Below are 25,136 nucleotides of genomic sequence, written 5' to 3' on the forward strand. Positions count from 1 at the left end.
TCAGGAGCTTTGCGATGAGTAACAACGAAAAACGCATCCGTGAGTTTGCTTACCAGATCTGGGAATCCGAAGGCCAGCCCGAGGGCCAGGAAGCCCGGCATTGGGAGATGGCGCACAAACTGGCGCAGGCCGAAGCACTCGCCCCGTCCCAGTCCGAACCTCGCAAGGCCCGGGCCAAACCAGACCCTGGCGCGGCCGCCAGACCGGCTGCGAAAGAGCCCGTGGCGAAAAAGCCCAAGGCAACCCGCAAGCCGGCAAAACCCTAACCCGGTTTTTGCAGTGCGCAGACCTGTCTGCGCACTGAATCTTTGATCAGATTTTTAGCAGGCCAGTAATGCCTGACGGCAAAGCTATGCCCTGAAAACACGGTGCCTTCGCCAGTCGCGCTGCGAATTAACGTTCAGGATTTAACCCATTACCCAGGAGCAGTCATGACCAAGCCCAAGTCGCCCCCCCCTGCAACTCCGGACGTTGAACCCTCGCGCATTCGTGAAGGCCTGCCCTTTCCGCTCGGCGCCACCTGGGACGGGCTGGGGGTCAACTTTGCATTGTTTTCAGCCAACGCCACCAAAGTCGAACTGTGCCTGTTCGATCCCAGCGGCGAAATCGAGCTTGAGCGCATTGAACTGCCCGAGTACACCGACGAAACCTTCCACGGCTACTTGCCCGATGCCCACCCGGGGCAAATCTACGGCTACCGTGTCTATGGCCCCTATGACCCGGAAAATGGCCACCGCTTCAATCACCACAAACTCTTGATCGATCCCTATGCCAAACAATTGGTCGGCGAACTTAAATGGTCTGAAGCGCTGTTTGGCTACACCATCGGCCATCCCGACGCCGACCTGAGTTTCGACGAACGTGACAGCGCGCCCTTCGTGCCCAAATGCAAAGTGATAGACCCCGCCCACACCTGGGGTCACGACCATAGGGTGCAAGTGCCCTGGGACCGTACGATTTTCTACGAAACCCATGTTCGCGGGATCAGCATGCGCCATCCGGCGGTACCCGAAGATGTGCGCGGCACCTTTGCCGGACTGATGGTTGACGAAGTGATCGAGCACATCCGCAAGCTGGGGGTCACCAGCGTCGAACTACTGCCGGTGCATGCGTTCGTCAACGACCAGCACTTGCTGCAAAAAGGCATGACCAACTACTGGGGCTACAACAGCATCGCGTTTTTTGCCCCCGACCCGCGCTACCTGGCCAGCGGCAAAATCGCCGAGTTCAAGGAGATGGTCGCGCACCTGCACGAGGCCGGTCTGGAAGTCATTCTCGACGTGGTCTACAACCACACCGCCGAAGGCAACGAGCAAGGCCCCACCCTGTCGATGCGCGGGATCGACAACGCCTCCTACTACCGGCTGATGCCCGATGACAATCGCTACTACATCAATGATTCCGGCACCGGCAACACCCTGGACCTGAGCCACCCCTGCGTGCTGCAGATGGTCACCGACTCGTTGCGGTACTGGGCCCATGAAATGCACGTGGACGGTTTTCGCTTCGATCTGGCGACCATTCTGGGGCGTTATCACGAAGGCTTCAGCGAGCGGCACAGCTTCCTGGTGGCCTGCCGTCAGGACCCGTTGCTGCGTCAGGTGAAGATGATTGCCGAACCCTGGGACTGCGGCCCCGGGGGCTATCAAGTGGGCGGTTTCCCGCCGGGCTGGGCGGAGTGGAACGACCGCTTTCGCGATACCGTACGGGCCTTCTGGAAAGGCGACGAGGGCCAACTGGCCGATTTCGCCGCGCGCATGACCGCTTCCGGCGAGCTGTTCAATCAGCGTGGGCGCAGGCCCTATGCCTCGGTCAACTTCATTACCGCCCACGACGGTTTCACCCTGCACGATCTGGTGTCCTACAACGACAAGCACAACGAGGCCAACGACGAGGACAACCAGGACGGCAGCAACAACAACCTGTCCTGGAACCACGGGGCTGAAGGCCCTGTCGACGATCCCGAAATCAACGGCCTGCGCCTGCGCCAGATGCGCAACTTCTTTGCCACCCTGCTGCTGGCCCAGGGCACACCCATGATCGTCGCCGGTGACGAATTCGCCCGTACCCAGCACGGCAATAACAACGCCTATTGCCAGGACAGCGAAATTGGCTGGATCAACTGGGACCTGGACGAAGACGGCAAGTCGCTGCTCAAGTTCGTCAAGCGCCTGATCAAACTGCGCATGAGCTATCCGATCCTGCGCCGTAACCTGTTTCTGGTCGGCCACTACAACGAAGAACTGGGGGTCAAGGACGTGACCTGGCTGGCCGCCGACGGCAATGAAATGAGTATCGAGCAGTGGCAGGACGCCAATGGCCGCAGTCTGGGCATGCTCCTGGACGGCCGGGCCCGGGTCTCGGGGGTACAACGGGCCGGTGCTGACGCCACACTGCTGATTGCCGTCAACGCGCACCATGACGGGGTCGATTTCACCCTGCCCGAAGTGCCCGAGGGCACCGGCTGGATTTGTAAATTCGACACCTTCGACCCGGACATCAAGGGCCAGGATGTCCTGGCATTCAACAGCACCTATTGCGTCAATGGACGTTCGATGGCGCTGTTCGAGCTGATGCGTGAACAAGGGACCTGAACATGGATCTGCACGCATTTTTTGAAATCCACGCGCCGCGTCTGGACACCCCTCAGGCGCTGGGCGATTGCCTGCGGCAAATGGTGCAGGCCGGCCTCGATCAACTGCCGATGCCGGGCAGCGGCCAGACCCTGGAGCGCTGGCAGCGACTGGGGCGGGTCGCAAGCCAGGACCTGGGCCTGTGCAAGCTTTATGAAGGCCATACCGATGCCCTGGCCACCCTCCACGAACTGGGTGCCCCCCGGCCTGCACCGGGCAGCACCTGGGGATTGTGGGCGGCAGAACCGCCGGATGCCCGGGTCGATGTGCATTTGGCCGATGGCCAGGCCATCCTCACCGGCCGCAAGGCCTGGTGTTCGGGCGCGGCGGTGGTCAGTCATGGCCTGCTCACCGCACGGGATGAGCAAGGCGCGGTGCAACTGGTCGCGGTGGACATGCACCAGCCACACATCAGCGTCTCGTCACACGGCTGGGAAGCGGTTGGCATGCGCGCCACCGCCAGTGTCGAGGTGACCTTCGACCAGGCGCCCGCCACCTGTATCGGCCGCCCCGGCGACTACTTGCAGCGCCCGGGTTTCTGGCACGGCGCCATCGGTATCGCCGCCTGCTGGCACGCTGCAGCCAGCCGGCTGGGCAGTTACTTGCAACAGCACTGCAGCCAGCGCGAAGAGCCCCACGCCCAGGCCCATCTGGGCGCGGTGAATGCTGCGCTGTACAGCGCCTCCTGCGTTTTGCGCGAGTGCGCCCGGCGGGTCGATGAGAACCCAGAGGCCGACGCGCAACTGCTGGCACGTCAGGCCCGGGCGCACATTGAAGCCTGCGCCGAACAGGTGATTCAGCATGTGGGCCGGGCACTGGGCGCGGGCCCTTATTGCCAGAATCCGCACTTTGCCCGGCTCAGCGCCGACCTGCCGGTGTACCTGCGCCAAAGCCATGCCGAACGCGACCTGCAAGCCCTGGGCAAACTGGTGGCGCTGCAACCTGACACCTGGTGGCCGCTATGAAAACCAATCTGATCGTAGGGGCCGGTACCTCGCTTGAGCACTGGAGCGAATCCCGGCGCCTGGCCGGGTTGCCGGAAATACAGCTGTCGGACCTGGTACCCGAAGGCGCCCGCGCGGTGATCATTGCCCCGCACCCGGATGACGAAATACTGGGCAGCGGTGGCTTGCTGCAAATGATCGGCGCGTCCGGCCGTGAGTTGCTGCTTATCTCGGTCACCGACGGCACTGCCAGCCACCCGGGGTCAACCCGATGGCCCGCGCAGCAGCTGGGCGCGTTGCGCGTTCAGGAGTCCGAAGAAGCGCTGCGCCGCCTGGGGCTCGCACTACCCCAGTGGCAATGGCTACGGGCAGGGTTTGAGGACAGTCAGGTCGCCACCCGGGAGGCCGCGGTGGCAGTGTTTATCGAGCAGCAGTTACGCCCCGGTGATGTGCTGTTCGCGACCTGGCGCGAGGACGGCCACAGCGATCACGATGCGGTCGGCCGCGCCAGCAGCACTGCCGCCAAAGCGGTGGGCGCGACCCTGCATGAGCTGCCGATCTGGACCTGGCACTGGGCCCGCGATGACGATGCCCGGGTACCTTGGGCCCGCGCGTACAAAATCAACCTCAGCCCCAGTGCCATGGCGCGTAAACGCTATGCGGCCAGTGCGTTCAGCAGTCAGTTGCAGGACGACCCGAGTACCGGCTCAGGCCCGATTTTGCCGGCCCTGGCACTCGAGCGCCTGCTGCGCCCCTACGAAATAGTCTTTGTACAGGAGTGAAACATGGGTGTTTCCACGGCTTTTTTTGATCAGCTGTATGAGCAGAACCCGGACCCGTGGGCTTTTCGCGAGCGCTGGTACGAACAGCGCAAACGCGCACTGACCCTGGCCAGCTTGCCGCGTCAGCATTATGGGTCGATCTATGAGTTGGGCTGTGCCAATGGCGAGTTAAGTGCAGGCCTGGCCCAGCGCACTGATCGCCTGTTGTGTTGCGACGCAGCCGCCAGGGCGGTCGAACTGGCACAGCAACGCCTGAGCCACTGCCCGAACGTTGAAGTTCGCCAGAGCCGGTTACCGGCGGATTGGGCCAGTGGCCGTTTTGACCTGATCGTACTCAGTGAACTGGGCTACTACCTGGATGCCAACGAGTTGCAGTCCATGATTGAGCGGATCGCGGGCAGCCTTGCGGAGCAGGGACAGGTACTGGCCTGTCACTGGCGCCCGGCCATCGAGGGCTGCGCCCTGGCCGGGGATCAAGTGCATGGCCTGCTGCATGCCGGCCTGGGGCTGAGCCGGCTCGCGCAGCACCTGGAAGATGATTTTGTACTTGAAGTCTGGGGCCTCGACCCTATGTCAGTGGCAAGCCAGGAGGGCCTGCGATGATCGGCATTCTGATACCTGCTCACAACGAGCAAGATCTGCTCGCGCAATGCCTGCAAGCTGCGCTCACGGCAGCCCGGCACCCCGAACTCAACGGCGAGGCGGTCAAGGTGACGCTGGTGCTCGACAGTTGCAGCGATGGTTCGGCAGACATAGCCGCCAAGTACGACATCAAGGTGCTGCACATCAAGGCCCGCAATGTCGGAGTCGCCCGGGGCACCGGTGCACAGTGGCTGCTTGAGCAGGGGGCGCGATGGATCTCCTGCACCGACGCAGACAGCCTGGTAGCCGATGACTGGCTGGTGGCGCAACTGGCGCTCAATACCGATGCCGTATGCGGCACCGTGCGGATCGATGACTGGGGCCCCCTGGTCGATGCCCCTGCCCGCGCCCGATATCTGGCGGCCTATGAGGCCCGGGACGGGCATCGGCACATTCATGGCGCCAACCTGGGCTTCAGTGCCCGGGCATATCGCGATGCTGGAGGTTTTCAGCCGTTGGCGTGCCATGAAGATGTGCATCTTGTGAAGCGGCTGCAGGCCAGTGGTGCCTCCATCGCCTGGAGCCACCGGCCCAGGGTGACCACCAGTGCCCGGCTGGACTGCCGCGCCAGGGGTGGCTTCGGCGATTACCTGAAGTCACTGCTGATCGCCCCGGCAGCTGATCAACATCAACCGGACCCACGGCCCGGTGCGCTATAAATAGCCTGTGTTGAACGGCCAGGCTCGCACCGGGTCGGACCCTGACAACCCAGGAGAAACCATGACCCTTGATATTGCCGGTAACGACATTGAGTCACCCGCCCCGGGCGCAGTGCCTGATGTACACCGAATGAAGGTGCTCACGGTCAACATGCACAAGGGCTTCACCGCCTTCAATCGCCGTTTCATCCTGCCCGAACTGCGCGACGCCGTACGCAGTACATCGGCCGACCTGGTTTTTCTGCAGGAAGTGCTGGGCGAACATGAGAAGCACGCATCGCGCTACGACGCCTGGCCACAGGTATCGCAATATGAATTCCTGGCTGACAGCATGTGGACCGACTACGCCTACGGGCGCAATGCGGTATACCCCGACGGTCATCACGGCAATGCGGTCTTGTCCAAGTACCCGATCAAGTCATACCGCAACCTCGATGTATCCATCACCGGCCCGGAACGGCGTGGCCTGCTGCACTGCGTGCTGGATGTCCCGGGGCACGAGAACGTGCATGCGATATGCGTCCACTTGAGCCTGCTGGAAAGCCACAGACAGTTGCAGATCGTGCTGCTCAATCAGTTGCTCAAGTCCTTGCCGCCTGACGATCCGGTGATCATTGCCGGTGATTTCAATGACTGGAAAGAGCAAGGCAATGCCATGCTTTCCCAGCGTGACGACCTGCACGAAGTATTTGAACGTCACCACGGCAAACTGGCCAGGACCTACCCGGCGCGCTGGCCGCTGCTGCGTCTGGACCGGATTTACCTGCGCAATGCCTCCAGTCATCACCCGACCATCCTGGGCCACAAACCGTGGCCCCATCTCTCGGATCACCTGCCGTTGGCGGTGGAAGTGCATCTGTGAACAATCGTTGGTAGCGGCAGTTGCCGAAGGCTGCGCCCGGTTGCCCTGGGACCGTCACACTCGTGGCCTCTCACCTGTAGTCGCTGACGAGGCTGCGATGGACTGCGTAGCAGCCCCCCGCAACTGAAGGGCCTGCTGCCCCTTGTCGCAGCCTCGTTGCTCGTCAGCGACTACCCGGAAAAATCTGCCCCGGCAGGCTGAAAAGGAAAAGCACCGGGGCACACCACCAGGCATCACGTCGGCTGTAAAATCAGAACCCCCAGCGGCGGCAGATTCAATGCCAGCGAAACCTCCTGACCATGACTTGGCAAGGCCTGGGTCATCACTCCCCCGCCATTGCCATAGTTGGAACCGGCATAAGTATCCGCATCACTGTTGAGCACCTCTTGCCAGGTACCGGAAAACGGTACGCCAATGCGATATCCCGGACGAGGCACCGGGGTGAAGTTGGCGACCACCAGCAGCGGTTTGCCCGCCTTGCTCCAGCGCAGCCAGGCATAGACACTGTTGGTCGCATCATCCCCGATCAGCCATTGAAAGCCTTGCGCCACATCGTCCTGGTCATGCAGCGCCGGTTCTTCGCGGTACAGGCGATTCAAATCACCCACCAGCTTCTGCACCCCCTGGTGGTCATGGTATTGCAGCAAGTACCAGTCCAGTTGCTGATCGTGGTTCCACTCGCGCCACTGTCCGAACTCACAGCCCATAAACAGCAACTTCTTGCCCGGATGCGCCCACATAAAACTCAGATAGGCCCGCAGGTTGGCGAATTTTTGCCAGCGATCCCCGGGCATCTTGTCGATCAGTGAATGCTTGCCGTGCACCACTTCATCGTGGGAAATCGGCAGGATGAAGCGCTCGCTCCAGGCGTACACCAGGCCAAAGCTCAACTCGTTGTGATGATGGGCACGGTACATCGGGTCCTGCTGGATGTAGTGCAGCGAATCATGCATCCAGCCCATGTTCCATTTGTAGGCAAAACCCAGACCGCCCTGCTGGGTACTCTGACTGACCCCCGGCCACGCGGTGGACTCTTCGGCAATCATCAGGGCGCCGGGGGCCTCCAGGGCCACCACGTCGTTGAGATGGCGCAAGAACTCAATGGCTTCGAGGTTTTCCCGGCCCCCATGAATGTTCGGCACCCACTCGCCCGCTTTGCGCGAGTAATCGCGATACAGCATCGAGGCCACCGCATCCACCCGCAGGCCGTCGATATGGAAATGCTTGAGCCAGTGCAACGCCGAGGCCAGCATGAAGCCATGGACTTCGGTGCGCCCCAGGTTGTAGATCAAGGTGTTCCAGTCCTGGTGATAGCCCTCCAGCGGGTTGGCATATTCATACAGCGCCGTGCCGTCAAATTGCGCCAGGCCATGGGTATCGTTGGGAAAATGCGCGGGCACCCAGTCCAGAATCACCCCGATCCCGGCCACATGACAGGCATTGACGAAGGCTGCGAAATCATCCGGCGAACCGTATCGGGCACTCGGCGCAAACTGGGACAAGGGCTGATAGCCCCACGAACCGCCAAACGGGTGTTCCATGATCGGCATCAGCTCGATATGGGTGAACCCCAGTTTCTGTACGTAAGGGATCAGGCGCTCTGCCAGTTCATGCCAGTTATACAGGCGCGCAACTTCGCCGATATCGTCGACCTCGCACTGCCAGGAGCCGGCGTGCAATTCATAAATGGACAATGGCGCGTCCGGCTTCTGATGTTCAGCGCGACTCTGCATCCAGGCCGCGTCCTGCCAGTCCACCTGCAGCGGCGAGGCCACCCGGGAGGCCGTATCGGGCGGCAACTGGGTGGCCAGCGCCACCGGATCAGCCTTGAGCGGCAAGATACCGTTGGCCCCAAGAATTTCGTACTTGTAGGCTTCACCGGGCGCAAGACGCGGAATAAACAGCTCCCAGACCCCGCTTGGATGGCGCAGGCGCATGGGGTGCCTGCGGCCATCCCAGATATTGAAATCCCCCACCACCGAGACTCGCCGCGCATTCGGCGCCCACACCGCAAAACGCACACCGGGAACGCCATCGACGCTCATGACCTGGGCGCCGAAACAACTGCTCAAGTCCCGGTGATTACCCTCTGCAAACAGATACAGGTCCATTTCCCCCAGCAAAGGCCCAAAGCTGTAAGGATCTTCACTGGTCTGCTCGCCACCGGCCCAACTGATGCTTAGCCGATAGCCGCGGACATCGGCAAAATGCCCGGCAAACAGGCCCGGGACCTCGCTGCTGTCCAGCGTGCCAATCACCTCGTCCGAGTCGCGGGCCACTACCTTGACGCTCAGGGCACCGGGCAAAAATGCCCGTATCACTTGCCCGCCCTCACCGTCCGGGTGCGGCCCCAACACCGCAAAAGGGTCCCGGTGCCGAGTGTTGATCAGTGCTTCGATATCGTCGCGCGCGGGCAGCACAGCCATTTTCCCCGGGCCAGGAACCTTGTTTGAACTCATCACTTCTCTCCATCCGGTAAAGGCTTGGCCGTACTTGGCAAGTGGGTGAGCAAATCGCTTAAACCCTGCAAGGGAACCCGCAACCAGGCAGGCCGATTTGCCGCTTCATAGATAATTTCATAGGCCGCCTTTTCCAGACTGAACAGCGCCAGTGCGGCATCCTCGCCCCCGGCCACTTTCCAGTCATGGGCAAGGCTAGCTGTTGCTTGCCGGTATGCATCGACCAATGCTGTCCGGGCTTCTTGCAAATAGCGTTCAACCACCCGTTGCCGTGCATCGTCAGCCTGATCCGAGTGATCCGACTGTTGCACGTTGCTGACCGCCATGGCCGCTGCGTAATCGAACGAGCGCAATACCCCGCTCAGGTCTTTATAGGGGCTGTGCTTGCTGCGCCGGGCTGACAGCGGGCGCGCAGGCTCACCTTCAAAGTCGATGAAGTAGGCATCGCCCTTGACCACCAGCACCTGCCCCAGATGCAGGTCGCCATGCACCCGGATCTTCAGGCCACCCTGGGTTCTCTTGGCCAGTTGCTGGACATGGGCGGTGATCGCGCCTTGTTGCGCCAGCAGTTTTTTCACCTGTTTTTGCTCAGGCTCGCCAAGCTCGGGCAGATGTTGTTTGAGCAGTTTCAAGGCCTGCTTCAATTGCCCGTTGATATGGCTTGCCCACTGCCGGGTATCGGCCTCGGACGTGGTCTGAGGGGCAAAGTCAGGGTTGTCGCTGGCTTGCGCCAGCACCCCGTGCATCTCCCCCAGACGCTGGCCGAGCAAACCGGCAAAATCTGCCAGTTCGACCAGGGCGTTGTAATGCTGTTCGTGCTCGGACATGGCGTCGGCCATTTCGTCGCGAATGGCCCGTTCCAGGTTGTTCTGGGTCCAGGTCCAGGCATCGCCCTGGTTACTCAAATAGCCCTGGGCAATCATCAGCAAGGTCTCTTCGCCCCCGGTTCCATGGCGCACCACTGCCCCCAGCAACGGAGAAATATGCTGATACCCGGCCTCGGTCAGGTAGGCACCCAGCTCCAGCTCCGGATGCTGACCACTGCTGATTTTGCGGATCAGCTTAAGCACCATGGCGCCGCCGATCACCACCGAGCTATTTGATTGTTCGGCCGTGAGATAACGCACTTCACTCTGTTCGTTGAGCCCCAGGGCCGCCAGCTGCGCGGTGGCCGTAAAACTGATAGTGCCGGCGCTGCTGCTGATTGTCTCGCCGCTTTGCATGCCCGCCAGTACGGCCCTGACAAAGGCTTCAAGAGCAAAAGCATCGGTCATGAAACCGACCTGAGGGCCACGCCGCAGCCGCGACAGTACCGATTGCTGGGCCAACGTGCTGCTTGCCTGATCCTCGCCCAATACCCCAAGGGGCACTTGATAATGGTGCTGTTCGCCGCCGCTGGTGACTTGTACCTCGGTCAGCAACATGGGGTGCAAGGCATCGCCAAAACGGGTGCCGTGGAGAATTTTGACCTGCTCGACCGGTGCATTTTTTTGCCCGAACCAGCGGCGTTTGGGTAACCACGCCGGCAGGATCACGTTTTCCAGAGTGGTCCGCGGCGGGGTATCGAGCAACTCTTCAAGGCGCTGTTTGAGCACCAGGGTCAGCAGTTCGGGCAGGCTTTGCGCCGGTTCTGCGTGCCAGCTCGGCATCTGATTCTCGGCAGCCAGCAAAAACCAGTAAAAACCGTAGGGCGCCAGGGTCAGCATGAAGTCCATCTGGCCAATGGGCGGAAAGGCATTGCCCCCCAGCATCTCCACCGGTACCCGCCCGGCGAATTCGGACAGCTCCAGCTCTGCCGCCTGGGCGCTGCGCGACACGTTGGCCACGCAGAGGATGGTTTCAGTCTTGCCGTCGCCGTCGGTGTATTCGCGAATGTACGCCAGAATCCGCCGGTTGCTGGGGGACAGCATTTTCAAGCTGCCGCGACCAAAGGCTTGTTGCTGCTGGCGCACGGACAGCAGGCGCCGGGTCCAGTTGAGCAATGAATGCGGATCGCCGGATTGGGCCTCAACGTTCACCGATTGATAGCCATACAGCGGATCCATGATCGGCGGTAACACCAGGCTCGCCGGGTTGGCCCGCGAGAATCCGCCGTTACGGTCAATCGACCACTGCATCGGCGTACGCACCCCGTCGCGGTCGCCGAGGTAAATATTGTCCCCCATGCCAATTTCATCGCCGTAATACAGGGTCGGCGTGCCCGGCATCGATAACAACAGGCTGTTGAGCAGCTCGATGCGCCGGCGATCACGTTCCATCAACGGCGCCAGACGCCGACGAATCCCCAGGTTAATCCGCGCCCGCTTGTCGGCGGCGTAGTAGTTCCACAGGTAATCGCGTTCCTTGTCGGTGACCATTTCCAGGGTCAACTCATCATGGTTGCGCAGGAAAATCGCCCATTGGCAATTCGCCGGAATTTCCGGGGTCTGGCGCAGGATATCGGTGATCGGGAAGCGGTCTTCCTGGGCCAGGGCCATGTACATGCGCGGCATCAACGGAAAGTGGAAGGCCATGTGGCACTCATCACCATTGATGCCATCGCTGTCGCCAAAATACTGCTGGGTGTCTTCGGGCCATTGATTGGCCTCTGCCAGCAGCATGCGGTCGGGGTAATGGGCATCGATTTCGGCGCGGATCTGCTTGAGGATCTGATGGGTCTCGGGCAGGTTTTCGTTATTGGTGCCATCGCGCTCGATCAGGTACGGAATGGCATCCAGGCGCAGGCCGTCGATGCCCATGTCCAGCCAGTAGCGCATCACCGCCAGCACTTCTTTCATCACCTGCGGGTTGTCGAAATTCAGGTCCGGCTGGTGGGAGTAAAAGCGGTGCCAGAAGTACTGGCCGGCGACCGGGTCCCAGGTCCAGTTCGAGGTTTCGGTGTCGAGAAAAATGATCCGGGTGCCGTCGTATTTTTCATCGGTATCCGACCACACGTAGTAATCCCGAGCTCTGGAGCCAGCCTTGGCACGGCGGGCCTTTTGAAACCAGGGGTGTTGATCCGAGGTGTGGTTGATCACCAGTTCAGTGATTACCCGCAGACCGCGCTTGTGGGCCTGGGCGATAAAACGTTTGACGTCGGCCAGGGTGCCGTAGTCCGGATGCACGCCTCGATAATCGGCAATATCGTAGCCATCATCGCGCCGCGGCGAGGGATAGAACGGCAGCAGCCACAAGGTGTTGACCCCCAGCTCGGCGATATAATCCAGCTTGCTGATCAGGCCGGGAAAGTCGCCGATACCGTCGTTATTGGAATCGAAAAATGACTTGATATGCACCTGGTAGATCACCGCGTCCTTGTACCAGAGCGGGTCCTTGATAAAGCTGGCCGATGCGGGTTGGTTTGCCATAAGGGAAATACCTGCTGATTCGGTTGCCCGGGGCCAGTGAAGCCGCCCGGCAAGAGGGGCTTAAAGGGGTTTGATCCGCCAGATGCCGAACGGCTGATGCCAGGGCTCGATGCGCATCCATTGGGTTTTGCCATACCAGGTCCAGCGATGGCCGTTCATCAAATCTTCCCCCGAGGTCCAGGCGTCATCGGCCAGGCCCATTTCCCACAACGGCAACTCGAAATGAGCTTCCTGGGCGTTATGGGGATCGAGACTGATAGCCACCAGCACAAAATTGCTGCCATCGGCGCTGCGTTTGCCGAAGTACAAAATGTTGTCATTCCAGGCGTTGTACAGGGTCAGGCCCAGGTGGCTGTGCAAGGCCGGGTTCTGGCGGCGGATGCGATTGAGCTGGGCAATTTCGGCCACGATATTGCCCGGCGCACTGAAATCACGGGGGCGGATCTGATACTTCTCCGAGTCCAGATATTCCTCTTTGCCCGGCACCGCCGCCGACTCGCAAAGCTCGAAGCCGCTGTACATGCCCCACAGGCCCGAGCCCATGGTTGCCAACGCGGCCCTGATCAAAAAGCCGGGGCGCCCCGAGTCATGCAGGAAGCCGGGGTTGATGTCCGGGGTATTGACGAAGAAGTTGGGCCGGAAGCACTCACGCAACGGGCTTTGATTCAGCTCAGTGAAATAGGCTGCCAGCTCGGCCTTGGTGTTGCGCCAGGTGAAATAGGTGTAGCTCTGGGTGTAACCGACCTTGCCCAGGCGCGCCATCATGGCCGGGGTGGTGAACGCCTCGGCGAGGAACATCACCTCGGGGTTCTGGGCACGTACATCCGCGATCAGCCATTGCCAGAACGGCAGAGGCTTGGTGTGCGGGTTGTCGACGCGGAAGATTTTTACCCCCTCGTCCACCCAGCCCAGCACGATGTCGCGCAACTCCAGCCACAGGCCGGGAATCGCATCCGGGGCATAGAAATCGACATTGACGATGTCCTGATACTTTTTCGGCGGGTTTTCCGCGTAGCGAATGCTGCCGTCGGGGCGCCAGTTAAACCATCCGGGGTGCTGTTTGAGCCACGGGTGGTCCTGAGAACACTGAATGGCAAAATCCAGAGCGATTTCCAGGCCGTGGTCCGCGGCAGCGGCCACCAGGCGCCGGAAGTCGTCACGGCTGCCCAGTTGCGGGTGGATCGCGTCATGCCCTCCCTCTTCGCTGCCGATGGCATAGGGGCTGCCCGGATCGTCCGGCCCGGCCTGCAACGCGTTATTGGGGCCCTTGCGATGTCGGCGGCCAATGGGGTGGATCGGCGGGAAATACAGCACGTCAAAACCCATGTCGTGAATCATCGGCAGGCGCTGGTGTACATCATTGAAAGTGCCGTGGCGGGCAGGATCGTCAGTGACCGAACGGGGGAACAGCTCGTACCAGCTGGCGAACTGCGCCAATGGCCGTTCAACCTCCACCGGGTACTCGGGGCTCAGGCTCAAATACGCGTGGTTTTGTGCCTCGGCCATCAATTGCGCACTGTGTTCGTGCATGAACAGCGCCACCTGCTCGGTCTCCAGCAGACCAGACAGTTGCCCGAGCAACGCCTGCAACTGTTCGCGCCGTTCACCCTGACTGAGCTCGATGGCGTGCTGTACCAGAATCCGCCCTTCCTGCAACTCCAGACTGACGGCAATGCCTGCCTGATGCTTTTTCTCCAGCTCATGGCAAAAACTGGCATAGCGATCAATCCAGGCCTCGATGCAAAACAGATAGCGCCCCACTTCGGGCACCGGAAACTGTGCGTTCCAGCTGTCATTGCCTAAAAAATGCATAGGCGTTGCCGACCAGTGCGCGGAACTGGCCAGACGCCAGTGCAGCATGACTGCCAGCTGCTCGTGACCGTCAACAAACACTTTGCTAAGCACGTCGACCTGCTGCCCCGCAGTCGCCTTGACCGCGAACTCACCGTTTTCGAGCACCGGGGACGTGGCTTCAATAACAATGCGCGGCAACAGCAATGCCTGGGATAACGGCAACGTCACAGTGGAATCAGGGTCTTGCGGGAAATCAGCAGTCATCGAGCAGCACTCCTCACGCCCGCAGACGTTTATGGGTGGTCGTATCAAAGCCATTCCCGGCATCGATCACCGGGCACCTGGTTGGGAGCGGGGGAAAGAATTAAAAGTTCAGACTAAATGCCGATACTCCGTTGGTCATTGGCCGGGGAACCGAGCGGCCTTCAATGAGGTCGACCGGCTGTAATCCTTTCCATGCAGCAATGAGGCCATGTCCATGAATATCCCCATTCCCGCAGAAACCCCCGATCCCAATATTGACGACCCGGTGTTACCGCCCGGTGATGCCGAGCCGGTTCCGGAAGAGGATCCGCCGCTCAAGGACCCCGACCCGATTGGCGATCCTCCCTGCGAAGATGCGCCGATGAGAATCTGATGCCCGTCTTGAGCGCTGTTTGACCTGCCCGGTCGCTGACGGTTGCGATCGGGGGCGCAGCGGGCGCAACCCGCAGCCAATGACCGCCAATCCATTCGATCGAACCCGGCCGGTTTTCCACGCACTAACGTTTAACCTCCATAAAAGGACCACGCTGATGACTATCACAATCGATGCCGACAAAAGCTGCTGGTATGAATCACCCGAAGGCTCGGAGCACTCCCCGGCCGAGCGGGTAGAAGTCATCACAGACCACGCCTCGAGAATGTGCATGGCGCTGATGAACGGCCTGCGCATTGCCATTACCTCGGACGAAGCCGAAGCCCTGGTTGCGGCGGGCGCCAAGGACAGCCGCGAGTTGCTGCGGGCCGGGGGCAGTGAGTCAATTATCTGAAGCTGCAGGACTGATGAGCCCCAGCATGGGCTCATCCTGGGTGATTCGGTGATTTAATTGACCCCGATCAGGATTACCCGCCGGCGCCTGGGTTAAAGGCGCCCGGCCCCTGCTGCACGTGGCCGCGACCAGGGTGCAGCAAGTTGTCGCAGGTCACCCTGAAAACACATCTGATCCGGTTTTTAATCAAATAACTGAGTCTGTTATGCAAACAGTTCGCAGGGGATAGTGCTCAGGCCTGATGGAGGCTGATGAGCGAAAGACCATGAGCGAACAAATTCCCGTCCAGATACTTGAAACATTCGAGGCTTCGCGACCCAGGGCCGCAAAAAATAAAAGCCGCTCCAGCGACAACCTGATCCACACCCGCAGTTTCACCGGTCTGTTCCGAACCTTGCGCATAGTCGGTGCCGGCTTTCTGTTTTTGCTGTTCTTTGGCACGGTCTGGCTCAATTGGGACGGTCGACAAGCCGTCCTCTGGGACCTGTCCGAAAGCAAGTTCCATATTTTCGGGGCGACGTTCTGGCCGCAGGATTTCATCCTGTTGTCGGCGTTGCTGATCATTGCCGCCTTCGGCCTGTTTGCGATCACGGTTTTCGCTGGCCGGGTGTGGTGTGGTTACACCTGCCCGCAAAGTACCTGGACCTGGCTGTTTATGTGGTGCGAGAAGATCACCGAAGGTGACAGGAATCAGCGCATAAAACTCCAGGCCGCACCCTGGCGCCTGAACAAGATCCTGCGCCGCACTGCCAAGCACGCGCTGTGGATGGCAATCAGCGTGATGACGGCGCTGACCTTTGTCGGTTATTTCACCCCGATCCGGCCCCTGGCCACTGAGCTGCTGACCCTGGAAATGGCCGGCATCAGTCTGTTCTGGGTGCTGTTTTTCACCGGCGCCACTTATATCAATGCCGGCTGGCTGCGGGAGGCGGTGTGCATGCACATGTGCCCTTACGCGCGGTTCCAGAGCGTGATGTTCGACAAGGACACCCTCGCCATTTCCTATGACGTGAACCGTGGCGAAAGCCGCGGCCCGCGCAAACGCGGGGTCGAACCGGCGCAGGCAGGTCTGGGCGATTGCATCGACTGCCAGATGTGCGTGCAGGTCTGCCCCACCGGCATCGACATTCGCGATGGCCTGCAGATGGAATGCATCGGCTGCGCGGCCTGTATCGACGCCTGCGATACGGTGATGGACAAAATGGGCTACGCCCGCGGGCTGGTGCGCTACACCTCCGAACACCAGTTACAGGGCGGCACCACCCATTTGCTGCGCCCGCGCCTGATTGGCTACGCAGCGGTGCTGGTGCTGATGATCGGGGCCCTGGTGGTGGCGCTTGACCAGCGCTCAATGGTGTCACTGGATGTGATCAAGGACCGGGGGCTGTTTCGCGAAAACAGTCAGGGCCAGATCGAGAACATCTACAGCCTCAAAATCATCAACAAGACCCAGGAGCCGCAGCATTACCGGGTATCGCTGCAAGACAACCAGGACTTCCGCCTACAGGGCAAGACCGAGCTGACCCTGGCCCCCGGCGAAATTGTCGATGTGCCGGTATCGGTCGCACTGTTGGCCGAACGCCCGAAAAGCAGTTCGCAAACCATCGGGTTTGTGGTCACCGACACAGATCAACCGAGCGTACGCAGTGTGGCCAAGAGCCGTTTTGTGGCACCGTTGAATCGATAAACGATAAATCCCTGTGGCAGCGGGCGTGCTCGCGATAGCATCAGCACGGTCAATCAGACTGACCGGAGTGAGCCATCGCGAGCACGCTCGCTCCTGCAGGATTAGCCGAGCCTTATTAATGAAACGCTACGAAAAATTCGCCGACGATATTGCTGAACTGATTCGCAGCGGGGTGCTCGGCCCCGGCCAGCGCGTGCCTTCGGTACGTTATGCCAGCCAGACCTACGGGGTTAGCCCCTCCACCGTGTTTCAAGCCTATTACCTGCTGGAACGCCGTGGCCTGATCCGGGCCAAGCCGCGTTCCGGCTACTTCGTCAACGTGCATGCACCGAGTCCGTTTTCCGAGCCGGTATTCAGCAGCCATGTGACCGAATCCACCGAAGTGGATGTCAGCGCTCTGGTGTTCTCGGTGCTGGACTCAATGAAAGACCCGCACACCGTGCCCTTCGGTTCGGCGTTCCCCAGTCCGACCTTATTTCCGCTACAGCGGCTGGCCCGCTCCATGGCCACCGCCAGCCGTGAAATGGACCCGCGCATGGTGGTCACCGACATGTCCCCGGGCAACCCGCAACTGCGGCGCCAGATTGCCCTGAGGTATATGGTCGGGGGGCTGATGCTGCCCATGGAAGAGCTGCTGATCACCAATGGTGCCCTGGAAGCCTTGAACCTGTGCCTGCAGGCCGTCACCGAACCCGGCGACCTGGTGGCCATCGAAGCGCCGGCGTTCTATGCCTGCCTGCAAGTGCTGGAGCGGCTCAAACTCAAAGCCGTGGAAATCCCGGTGCATCCCCGTGACGGCATCGACCTGGGGGTGCTGGCGCAAACCCTGGAGCGCCATCCGATCAAGGCGGTGTGGTGCATGACCAGTTTTCAGAACCCGATTGGCGCGACCATGCCCGAGGCCAAAAAACAGGCGCTGGTGGAACTGTTGCGCGGCCACCAGGTGCCGTTGATTGAAGATGACGTGTACGCCGAGCTGTATTACGGCCAGCACGCGCCCAAACCGGCCAAGGCCTTTGATAGCGAAGGGTTGGTGATGCATTGCGGCTCATTTGCCAAAAGCCTGGCCCCGGGCTATCGCATCGGCTGGGTGGCGGCGGGTCGATATGCGCAGAAAATAGAGCGTCTCAAACTGATGACCTCGCTGTGCGCCTCGATGCCGGCCCAGGCCGCGATTGCCGACTACCTGCAACATGGCGGCTACGATCGCCACCTGCGCAAACTGCGCTATGCCCTGGAAGAACAACAGAGCGCGATGCTGGCGGCGATAGCCCGCTACTTCCCGGCGCAAACCCGGGTCAGCCAGCCGTCGGGCGGGTATTTCTTGTGGCTGGAACTGCCCGAGCAAATGGACTCTCTCAAGTTGTTCCAGATGGCCTTGGCCCAAGGCATCAGCATTGCCCCGGGGCCCATTTTTTCGGCCACCCAGCGCTTTCGCAACTGCATCCGCCTGAACTACGGCAGCCCGTGGAACGAAGCCAGTGAAAAGGCCATGGAGACCCTGGGCAAGATCGTCCGCTCATTCTAAAGCCCCCGAAACACCTGTAGGAGCGAGCTTGCTCGCGAGCTTTTCGGCGAAAATCGCAACAGCTCGCGAGACAAGCTCGCTCCTACAGGTGTGCGGGGTGTCAGTGAAATCGTATCCCCCAGTACGCCTCCCCCCCTCTGTAGGAGCGAGCTTGCCTCGCGAGCTTTTCAGCGCAATTCGCAACGGCTCGCGAGCAAGCTCGCTCCTACAGGTGTTGCGGGGTGTCAGTGAAATCGTATCCCGCAGTACGCCTCCTCCTCTGTAGGAGCGAGCTTGCCTCGCGAGCTTTTCAGCGCAAATCGCAACAGCTCGCTCCTGCAGAGGCGGTGGGTCCGGGGATCTCAGCCCGGCATGCAGGTGAAGTCCGCGGTGTGCGCCACTTCCTTGCCGTGGGAGTCCACCAGCGTCGCGCTGACTTCAGGCCCCAGGCTCGACTCGATCAGTTGGTAACGCTCTCCGGCCTTGAATTGCCGGTAATTGACCCTGCCCTGGCAATCGACCTGGTTTTCATCACCAGTGGCCCCCTCAAACAAGGTCACGTCCAGCCGGTGAGCTCCAGGGGTGACTTCAAAATAGCGACCATCATTGATGTTCTTGCCGTCTACCCGCTCGGCCATCAGGTCACTGTTGCCCTCTTCCTTAAGACCGATCCAGGCTTCACCCGGGTCTTGTTTGGGCATCGGTCCGGCACAGGCCGACAGCAACAACACCAGGCCCAGGGACGGAACCAGCAACAGCGGTTTAAGAGTCATCGCAAGTACGCCTCGCACAAAGTTGAAAAGGGACGACAGGCTGACCCGTCGAACAGGCCTCAAGCTTGCGACTCAGCGTGTGTTGCGCCAAATGAATGAAAGTGAAGGGATTTTCAGCTCTTTCCTAAAGGATCCTTCACCTGGCTGAAAGCGGATCGTTAAGATCCGGCGGTAAGACTGCCGAGGTTTGCAATTCCACTCCTCGGAGGTTCAGGCATGCTCGGGCTGGTAAAGACCGCACTGCACAAGCCCTACACGTTTATCGTGCTGGCGATTTTCATCTGCATCATCGGGCCGCTGGCAGCTCTGCGCACGCCCACTGATGTATTTCCCGACATTGGTATTCCGGTGGTCGCCGTCGTCTGGCAATACACCGGCCTGGCACCGGCAGATATGGCCGGCCGGGTGATTTACACCTACGAGCGCTCGCTCAGTACCACGGTCAACGACATCGAACACATCGAGTCGCAGTCTTTGCCCGGCATGGGCATCGTGAAGATTTTCTTCCAGCCCGGCGTCGATATCCGCACTGCCAACGCCCAGGTGACCGCGGTATCTCAAACCGTACTCAAACAGATGCCGCCGGGGATCACCCCGCCGCTGATTCTGAACTACAGCGCCTCCACGGTACCGATCCTGCAATTGGCGTTTTCCAGCCCCACGCTCTCGGAAGCCAAAATCCGCGATCTGGTGCAGAACAACATCCGCCTGCCCCTGAGCTCACTGCCCGGTCTGGCCATGCCGACCCCCATGGGCGGTAAACAGCGGCAGATCACCCTCGACCTCGACCCCCAGGCTCTGGCAGCCAAGGGCTTGTCGGCCCAGGACGTGGGCAATGCACTGGCGGCGCAGAACCAGATCATCCCGGTGGGCACCGCCAAGCTCGGCACCTATGAATACACGGTGTTGCTCAACAACAGCCCCAAAGCCATCGACGAACTCAATGACTTGCCGATCAAGACCGTCAATGGCGCCCTGATTACCATCGGCCAGGTGGCCCACGTGCGTGACGGTTCGCCGCCACAAACCAACATCGTGCGGGTGGACGGGCAACGGGCAGTACTGATGCCGGCCTTGAAGAACGGCAATATCTCGACCCTGTCGATTGTCGACGGCATCCGCTCGATGCTGCCGCGAATCAACGAAACCTTGCCACCTTCACTCAAGACATCCCTGCTGGGCGATGCTTCGGTATTCGTCAAACAGTCGGTGGGCAGTGTGGCCCAGGAAGGGATCATCGCCGCCCTGCTCACCAGCGCGATGATTCTGCTGTTCCTCGGCAGCTGGCGCTCGACCCTGATCATTGCCGTGTCGATCCCGCTGGCGGTGCTCTCGGCCATTGCCCTGCTGGCCCTCAGCGGGCAAACCCTGAACGTCATGACCCTCGGGGGGCTGGCGTTGGCGGTGGGGATTCTGGTGGACGATGCCACGGTGACCATCGAGAACATCAACTGGCACCTTGAACAAGGCAAGTCGGTACGTGATGCGATTCTCGATGGCGCCAGGCAGATCGTCGGCCCGGCATTCGTTTCGCTGCTGTGTATCTGCATCGTGTTTGTGCCGATGTTCATGTTGCAGGGAATTGCCGGCTACCTGTTCCGGCCGATGGCGCTGTCGGTAATTTTCGCCATGGGCTCGTCCTTCATTCTGTCGCGCACCCTGGTGCCAACCCTGGCGATGTTCCTGCTCAAACCCCATGTTGCGGAGCAAGGCCCGGGCCATCACCCCGAAGATGGCTACATCAACCATCACGAGGGCGACCGACACACCCCACAACATTGCGCAGCGGTGCGGGCGCTGCTGAGTTTTCAGCAAGGGTTCGAACGGCGCTTCTCGGCCGTGCGCGATGGGTACTACGGCGTGCTGGAATTGGCTTTGGCCCATCGCAAAGGCTTTTTGTCCGGTTTCATGGCCTGTGTGCTGGCGTCATTCGTGTTGCTGCCGAGTCTGGGCCAGGACTTCTTCCCGGCCACCGATGCCGGGGCACTGGCCCTGCATGTGCGCCTGCCGCTGGGTACGCGCATTGAAGAAAGCGCGGCGGCCTTCGACCGGATCGAATCGCGCATTCGTGAAATCATCCCCGCCGACCAGCTGGACACCATCATCGACAACATCGGGATTCCGTTGAGCGGCATCGACATGGCCTACAGCAGCAGCGGCACCATCGGCCCCCAGGATGGCGATATTCAAGTCACCCTCAAAGCCGACCACAGCCCGACCGCCGACTATGTGAAACGCTTGCGTGAAGCCCTGCCCGAGAGTTTCCCCGGCAGCCAGTTTGCCTTTATGCCGGCCGATATCAGCACCCAGATCCTCAACTTCGGTGCTCCGGCTGCGCTGGACGTGAAAATCTCCGGCCGCGACGACGCCGCCAATCGCACCTATGCCCTGGAGCTGCAACGGCGCCTGCAACATGTGCCGGGGATAGCCGATCTGCGGATTCAGCAATCGGTCGGCTACCCGTCCCTGCAAGTCAAGGTTGACCGGCTGCGGGCCAATGGCCTGGGGATCACCGAACGTGACGTTACCAACAGCATGGTGGCCTCACTGGCGGGCAGTTCCCAGGTGGCACCGACTTTCTGGCTCAACCCGCAGAACGGCGTGTCTTACGGGGTAGTGGCCGCGACCCCGCAATACCGGCTGGACAGCCTGCCCTCGCTGGAAGCCTTGCCGGTCACCGGCAGCAGCGGCCAGTCACAAATCCTTGGCGGACTGGCAACTATCACCCGGGGCGAGAGCCCGGCGGTGGTCACCCATTACAACATCGAGCCAACCCTGGATCTGTACGCCAACATTCAGGGCCGCGATTTGGGCTCGGTGGCCGCCGATGTGCAAAAAGTGATTGATGGCGCCTCGGACCTGCGTCCCAAAGGCGCCACCATCACCCTGCACGGCCAGATCGACGCGCTGCATGAAGCCTTCAGCGGTTTGAGCCTGGGCCTGCTGGGGGCGGTGGTGCTGATCTACCTGCTGATCGTGGTCAACTTCCAGTCGTGGCTGGACCCGTTCGTGATCATCACCGCTCTACCCGCCGCCCTGGCCGGGATCGTCTGGATGCTGTTCCTCAGTGGCACCTCCTTGTCGGTGCCGGCCCTGACCGGGGCCATCCTGTGCATGGGGGTGGCCACTGCCAACTCGATTCTGGTGGTGAGTTTCTGCCGCGAGCGCCTGGCGGAACATGGCGACGCCCTCAAGGCTGCGCTCGAAGCGGGCTACACCCGGTTCCGGCCGGTGTGCATGACTGCCCTGGCAATGATGATCGGCATGCTGCCGCTGGCCCTCTCCGAAGAACAGAACGCCCCGCTGGGCCGCGCTGTGATTGGCGGGCTGATGCTGGCCACTGTTGCCACTTTGTTGTTCGTGCCCGTGGTGTTCAGCCTGGTGCACGGTCGTGAAAAAAATCGCTCTGCAGCTGGAGAAACCACCCATGTCGTCTGATCCAAAACCTTCGCCCAAGCGCTTGATGTACCTGGGTATCGGTGGCCTGACCCTGGCCGCGTTGCTGGTGGCCAATGGTCTGGCGGCCCGCAGCCGCCACGAGCATGAGGTTGCCAACTGGACCGAAGTCGCCGCCCTGCCAGTGGTCAGCGTGTTCCAGCCGCTGCAGAACGCCCATGGCGACACCCTGCGTTTGCCCGCGCATCTGGAAGCCTGGAGCAAGGCCTCGATCCATGCCCGGGTCAGCGGCTACCTGAAAAGCTGGCACAGCGATATTGGCAGCAAGGTCACCGCCGGACAGGTGCTGGCGGTCATTGATAGCCCCGACCTGGATCAGCAACTGGCGCAGACCCGGGCCCACATGCTGCAAGAACAGGCCAATGCCAGACTGGCTGCCATCACCGCGTCGCGCTGGCAAAACCTGCTGGCCAGCCACTCGGTCTCACGCCAGGAGGCGGACGAGAAAACCTCCAACGCTGCCGCCGCCAGGGCCAGTGCCCAGGCCGCCGAAGCTGACTACGCGCGCCTGTCCAGCCTGGAAGCCTACAAGACCATTCGCGCGCCCTTTGCCGGGACCATCACCGCGCGCCATACCGACATCGGCCAACTGATCAAGGCCGATACCGACAGCGACACCGAGCTGTTCGACATCGCCGATACCCATCAGCTGCGCCTGTACGTGCCGGTGCCACAGAACTACGCCAGCGTGATTCGTCCGGGCATGCCGGTGCAGCTCAGCGTGCCGGAGCATCCGGGGCAGACTTTCAGCGCGAAATTGATCGGCAATTCGGCCGCCATTGATCAGCACTCGGGCACCCTGATGGCACAGTTTGTCGCGCCAAACCCCGGCGATGTGCTGATGCCCGGGGATTACGCCGAGGCGACCCTGGCGATCCCGCCCGACACCCATGGCGTCAGCATTCCGGCCAGTGCCTTGATCTTCCGCGCCCAGGGCACCCAGGTGGCGGTGCTCGACAGCGCCCGGCATGTGCACATGCAAAACATCCATATCGGCCTGGATCTGGGTGACCGGCTGGTGATTGATCAAGGGCTCAAACCTGCCGATACCGTGATCGACAACCCGCCCGACGCCCTGCGCGAAGGTGACCCGGTGAAACTTGCCGATGCAGGAGCCACCCATGCAGCCAAAGCTTAAACGCGGCGCCCTGTTGCTGGCCCTGGCGTTGCAGGGCTGCTCGCTGGCACCGGCCTACAGGCCGCCGCAACTGGACCTGCCACAGCACTATCGCGAACAGAGCAGCGACAACCCGTGGCACAGCGCGCAACCGGCCGATCAACTGTCACCCCAGTGGTGGCGGCTGTATCACGACGAGCGCCTGAATGAACTGCAGCAGCGCCTGCTCAAGACCAACCCGGATCTGGCGGCAGCCCTGGCCCATTACCAGGGTGCTCAGGCCTATGCCAGCCAGCTGCATGCCGGGCTATTGCCGCAAATAACCGCCAGCGGGCAACCGCTGCGCCAGCGCCAGTCGGACAGTCGGCCTCTGCGCGGTTCCGACCAGCCAGCGGTATACAACAGCAATACCGTAGGCTTTGCGCTGAATTTCGATCTCGACCTGTGGGGTAAAATCCGCAACCAGGTGGCGGCGGGCGATGCCCGGGCTCAGGCCTCGGCAGATGACCTGGCCGTGGCTCGCCTGAGCTTGCAGCGCCAGCTTGCCAGCCTGTATGTGCAGCTTGACGGGCTGGATGCGCAGCAGCGCATTCTCTCCAGTTCGCTGGATGATTACAGCCAGGCCCTGCAACTGACCCGCGCCCGCTATCAGGGGCAGATTTCATCCGAGCTTGACCTGACCCGCGCCCAGAGCCAGCTGGCCGAAGCCGAGGCCCAACTGGACGATGTGCGCGGCCAGCGCAACCTCACCGAACACGCCATTGGCGAACTGCTGGGCGAACCGGCCAGCAACTTTGAATTGCCGGCCGGCAAGCAGACCCTGAGCCTCCCGGCGCAACCTGGCGCCTTGCCCAGCACCCTGTTGCAGCGCCGGCCCGATATCGCCGCGGCGGAACGGCGGATGTTTGCCGCCAATGCGCAAATCGGCGTGGCCAAAGCCGCCTGGTACCCTGACTTCAGCCTGACCGGACTACTGGGCGGGCAAACCCAGGGCAGCGGTAATTTACTGGCCGCGAGCAATCGTTTCTGGGCCTTGGGGCCGCTGGTCAACCTGCCGATTTTTGATGGCGGGCGACTGAATGCCGAGGAGCGCCAGGCCAGGTCCGAATTCGAAGAAGCCTCGGCACACTACCGCAGCCAGGTGCTGCATGCGGTGCGCGAGGTCGAAGACAACCTGGCGCAGTTGCGCGACCTGAGGCAGCAAGGTCTGGACCAACAGGCGGCAGCCAATGCCGCCGAGCACACCCGGGCGCTGGCCACCAACAGTTATGAAGCCGGAGCCGTGAGCTACCTGGATGTAGTCACGGCGCAGACCGCGGCGTTGCAGGCCCAGCGCGCGGTACAAGCCCTGCGCACCCGGCAGTTGCAGGCCAGCGTGGGATTGTTGACGGCACTGGGAGGGGGCTGGGCAGGCTGAGCCTGCGCTCGACGACGCAGTCGGCG

Annotated in this window: 18 protein-coding genes; 14 read left to right on the forward strand and 4 right to left on the reverse strand. The window is 61.3% G+C overall.

Going from position 1 to position 25,136, the window contains the following annotated elements:
- Nucleotides 1-14 precede the first annotated feature (14 nt).
- The 7 genes from WG29040_RS19465 to WG29040_RS19495 all read left to right on the forward strand — a co-directional run bounded on the left by WG29040_RS19465 (nt 15) and on the right by WG29040_RS19495 (nt 6,522).
- The gene (locus WG29040_RS19465) at nt 15-266 is read left to right on the forward strand and encodes a DUF2934 domain-containing protein (protein WP_010656096.1); all 252 of its coding nucleotides are present in this window, start codon (nt 15-17) and stop codon (nt 264-266) included.
- A 165-nt stretch (nt 267-431) separates the two neighbouring features.
- Nucleotides 432-2,594, forward strand: coding sequence for a glycogen debranching protein GlgX (gene glgX / locus WG29040_RS19470; RefSeq protein WP_003447568.1), 2,163 nt, complete (start codon nt 432-434; stop codon nt 2,592-2,594).
- A 2-nt stretch (nt 2,595-2,596) separates the two neighbouring features.
- Complete coding sequence (locus WG29040_RS19475; protein ID WP_127196721.1) at nt 2,597-3,598, forward strand: acyl-CoA dehydrogenase family protein; 1,002 nt, start codon at nt 2,597-2,599, stop codon at nt 3,596-3,598.
- The gene (locus WG29040_RS19480) at nt 3,595-4,359 is read left to right on the forward strand and encodes a PIG-L deacetylase family protein (RefSeq protein ID WP_003447564.1); all 765 of its coding nucleotides are present in this window, start codon (nt 3,595-3,597) and stop codon (nt 4,357-4,359) included. Before WG29040_RS19475 ends, WG29040_RS19480 begins: the two co-directional genes overlap by 4 nt.
- A gap of 3 nt (nt 4,360-4,362) precedes the next feature.
- Complete coding sequence (locus WG29040_RS19485) at nt 4,363-4,962, forward strand: SAM-dependent methyltransferase (RefSeq protein ID WP_127196722.1); 600 nt, start codon at nt 4,363-4,365, stop codon at nt 4,960-4,962.
- The gene (locus WG29040_RS19490; protein ID WP_010656100.1) at nt 4,959-5,660 is read left to right on the forward strand and encodes a glycosyltransferase family 2 protein; all 702 of its coding nucleotides are present in this window, start codon (nt 4,959-4,961) and stop codon (nt 5,658-5,660) included. The genes WG29040_RS19485 and WG29040_RS19490 overlap by 4 nt, the downstream gene beginning before the upstream one ends.
- Before the next feature lie 61 nt (nt 5,661-5,721).
- A complete protein-coding gene (locus WG29040_RS19495; protein ID WP_010656101.1) occupies nt 5,722-6,522 on the forward strand; it encodes an endonuclease/exonuclease/phosphatase family protein in 801 nt (266 codons plus the stop codon).
- A 233-nt stretch (nt 6,523-6,755) separates the two neighbouring features.
- Here the strand turns inward: WG29040_RS19495 and glgB are convergent, their stop codons facing one another.
- From glgB to WG29040_RS19510, 3 genes are read right to left on the reverse strand one after another with little or no spacing between them, the layout of a single operon-like run.
- Nucleotides 6,756-8,981, reverse strand: coding sequence for a 1,4-alpha-glucan branching protein GlgB (glgB, locus tag WG29040_RS19500; RefSeq protein ID WP_127196723.1), 2,226 nt, complete (start codon nt 8,979-8,981; stop codon nt 6,756-6,758).
- Complete coding sequence (gene treS, locus WG29040_RS19505) at nt 8,981-12,328, reverse strand: maltose alpha-D-glucosyltransferase (protein WP_127196724.1); 3,348 nt, start codon at nt 12,326-12,328, stop codon at nt 8,981-8,983. The genes glgB and treS overlap by 1 nt, the downstream gene beginning before the upstream one ends.
- Nucleotides 12,329-12,388: 60 nt before the next feature.
- Complete coding sequence (locus tag WG29040_RS19510; RefSeq protein ID WP_127196725.1) at nt 12,389-14,386, reverse strand: alpha-1,4-glucan--maltose-1-phosphate maltosyltransferase; 1,998 nt, start codon at nt 14,384-14,386, stop codon at nt 12,389-12,391.
- 214 nt (nt 14,387-14,600) lie between these two features.
- Between WG29040_RS19510 and WG29040_RS24375 the strand changes: the two genes are divergently transcribed.
- The 4 genes from WG29040_RS24375 to mapR all read left to right on the forward strand — a co-directional run bounded on the left by WG29040_RS24375 (nt 14,601) and on the right by mapR (nt 18,368).
- Nucleotides 14,601-14,759: a hypothetical protein gene (locus tag WG29040_RS24375; RefSeq protein WP_165439661.1), complete on the forward strand. Its 159-nt coding sequence runs from the start codon at nt 14,601-14,603 to the stop codon at nt 14,757-14,759.
- 157 nt (nt 14,760-14,916) lie between these two features.
- Nucleotides 14,917-15,153, forward strand: a complete 237-nt coding sequence (locus tag WG29040_RS19515; RefSeq protein WP_003447543.1) for a DUF3203 family protein — start codon at nt 14,917-14,919, stop codon at nt 15,151-15,153.
- Nucleotides 15,154-15,418: 265 nt separating this feature from the next.
- Complete coding sequence (gene ccoG, locus WG29040_RS19520; RefSeq protein ID WP_003447541.1) at nt 15,419-16,840, forward strand: cytochrome c oxidase accessory protein CcoG; 1,422 nt, start codon at nt 15,419-15,421, stop codon at nt 16,838-16,840.
- Between the two features lie 118 nt (nt 16,841-16,958).
- Entirely contained in the window at nt 16,959-18,368 is a 1,410-nt protein-coding gene (gene mapR, locus WG29040_RS19525; protein ID WP_003447539.1) for a GntR family transcriptional regulator MpaR, read from the forward strand.
- A 341-nt stretch (nt 18,369-18,709) separates the two neighbouring features.
- Here mapR and WG29040_RS19530 read toward each other — a convergent pair whose 3' ends face one another.
- Nucleotides 18,710-19,120, reverse strand: a complete 411-nt coding sequence (locus WG29040_RS19530; protein WP_127196726.1) for a hypothetical protein — start codon at nt 19,118-19,120, stop codon at nt 18,710-18,712.
- Nucleotides 19,121-19,336: 216 nt separating this feature from the next.
- Here WG29040_RS19530 and WG29040_RS19535 point away from each other — a divergent pair, with 216 nt between their 5' ends.
- Genes WG29040_RS19535 through WG29040_RS19545 form a run of 3 tightly spaced genes read left to right on the forward strand, consistent with a single transcriptional unit; the run spans nt 19,337 to nt 25,110 of the window.
- A complete protein-coding gene (locus WG29040_RS19535) occupies nt 19,337-22,558 on the forward strand; it encodes an efflux RND transporter permease subunit (RefSeq protein ID WP_127196727.1) in 3,222 nt (1,073 codons plus the stop codon).
- Nucleotides 22,548-23,714: an efflux RND transporter periplasmic adaptor subunit gene (locus WG29040_RS19540; RefSeq protein WP_127196728.1), complete on the forward strand. Its 1,167-nt coding sequence runs from the start codon at nt 22,548-22,550 to the stop codon at nt 23,712-23,714. Before WG29040_RS19535 ends, WG29040_RS19540 begins: the two co-directional genes overlap by 11 nt.
- Complete coding sequence (locus WG29040_RS19545) at nt 23,698-25,110, forward strand: efflux transporter outer membrane subunit (protein ID WP_127196729.1); 1,413 nt, start codon at nt 23,698-23,700, stop codon at nt 25,108-25,110. The genes WG29040_RS19540 and WG29040_RS19545 overlap by 17 nt, the downstream gene beginning before the upstream one ends.
- Nucleotides 25,111-25,136 lie beyond the last annotated feature (26 nt).

Source organism: Pseudomonas sp. PAMC 29040 (assembly GCF_003994535.1).
In the GTDB taxonomy this organism is placed as follows: Bacteria; Pseudomonadota; Gammaproteobacteria; order Pseudomonadales; family Pseudomonadaceae; genus Aquipseudomonas; species Aquipseudomonas paraversuta.

Coding starts and splice junctions, on each gene's coding strand:
- WG29040_RS19465 (WP_010656096.1), top strand. CDS start 15: ATGAGTAACAACGAAAAACGCATCCGTGAGTTTGCTTACCAGATCTGG.
- glgX (WP_003447568.1), top strand. CDS start 432: ATGACCAAGCCCAAGTCGCCCCCCCCTGCAACTCCGGACGTTGAACCC.
- WG29040_RS19475 (WP_127196721.1), top strand. CDS start 2,597: ATGGATCTGCACGCATTTTTTGAAATCCACGCGCCGCGTCTGGACACC.
- WG29040_RS19480 (WP_003447564.1), top strand. CDS start 3,595: ATGAAAACCAATCTGATCGTAGGGGCCGGTACCTCGCTTGAGCACTGG.
- WG29040_RS19485 (WP_127196722.1), top strand. CDS start 4,363: ATGGGTGTTTCCACGGCTTTTTTTGATCAGCTGTATGAGCAGAACCCG.
- WG29040_RS19490 (WP_010656100.1), top strand. CDS start 4,959: ATGATCGGCATTCTGATACCTGCTCACAACGAGCAAGATCTGCTCGCG.
- WG29040_RS19495 (WP_010656101.1), top strand. CDS start 5,722: ATGACCCTTGATATTGCCGGTAACGACATTGAGTCACCCGCCCCGGGC.
- glgB (WP_127196723.1), bottom strand. CDS start 8,981: ATGAGTTCAAACAAGGTTCCTGGCCCGGGGAAAATGGCTGTGCTGCCC.
- treS (WP_127196724.1), bottom strand. CDS start 12,328: ATGGCAAACCAACCCGCATCGGCCAGCTTTATCAAGGACCCGCTCTGG.
- WG29040_RS19510 (WP_127196725.1), bottom strand. CDS start 14,386: ATGACTGCTGATTTCCCGCAAGACCCTGATTCCACTGTGACGTTGCCG.
- WG29040_RS24375 (WP_165439661.1), top strand. CDS start 14,601: ATGAATATCCCCATTCCCGCAGAAACCCCCGATCCCAATATTGACGAC.
- WG29040_RS19515 (WP_003447543.1), top strand. CDS start 14,917: ATGACTATCACAATCGATGCCGACAAAAGCTGCTGGTATGAATCACCC.
- ccoG (WP_003447541.1), top strand. CDS start 15,419: ATGAGCGAACAAATTCCCGTCCAGATACTTGAAACATTCGAGGCTTCG.
- mapR (WP_003447539.1), top strand. CDS start 16,959: ATGAAACGCTACGAAAAATTCGCCGACGATATTGCTGAACTGATTCGC.
- WG29040_RS19530 (WP_127196726.1), bottom strand. CDS start 19,120: ATGACTCTTAAACCGCTGTTGCTGGTTCCGTCCCTGGGCCTGGTGTTG.
- WG29040_RS19535 (WP_127196727.1), top strand. CDS start 19,337: ATGCTCGGGCTGGTAAAGACCGCACTGCACAAGCCCTACACGTTTATC.
- WG29040_RS19540 (WP_127196728.1), top strand. CDS start 22,548: ATGTCGTCTGATCCAAAACCTTCGCCCAAGCGCTTGATGTACCTGGGT.
- WG29040_RS19545 (WP_127196729.1), top strand. CDS start 23,698: ATGCAGCCAAAGCTTAAACGCGGCGCCCTGTTGCTGGCCCTGGCGTTG.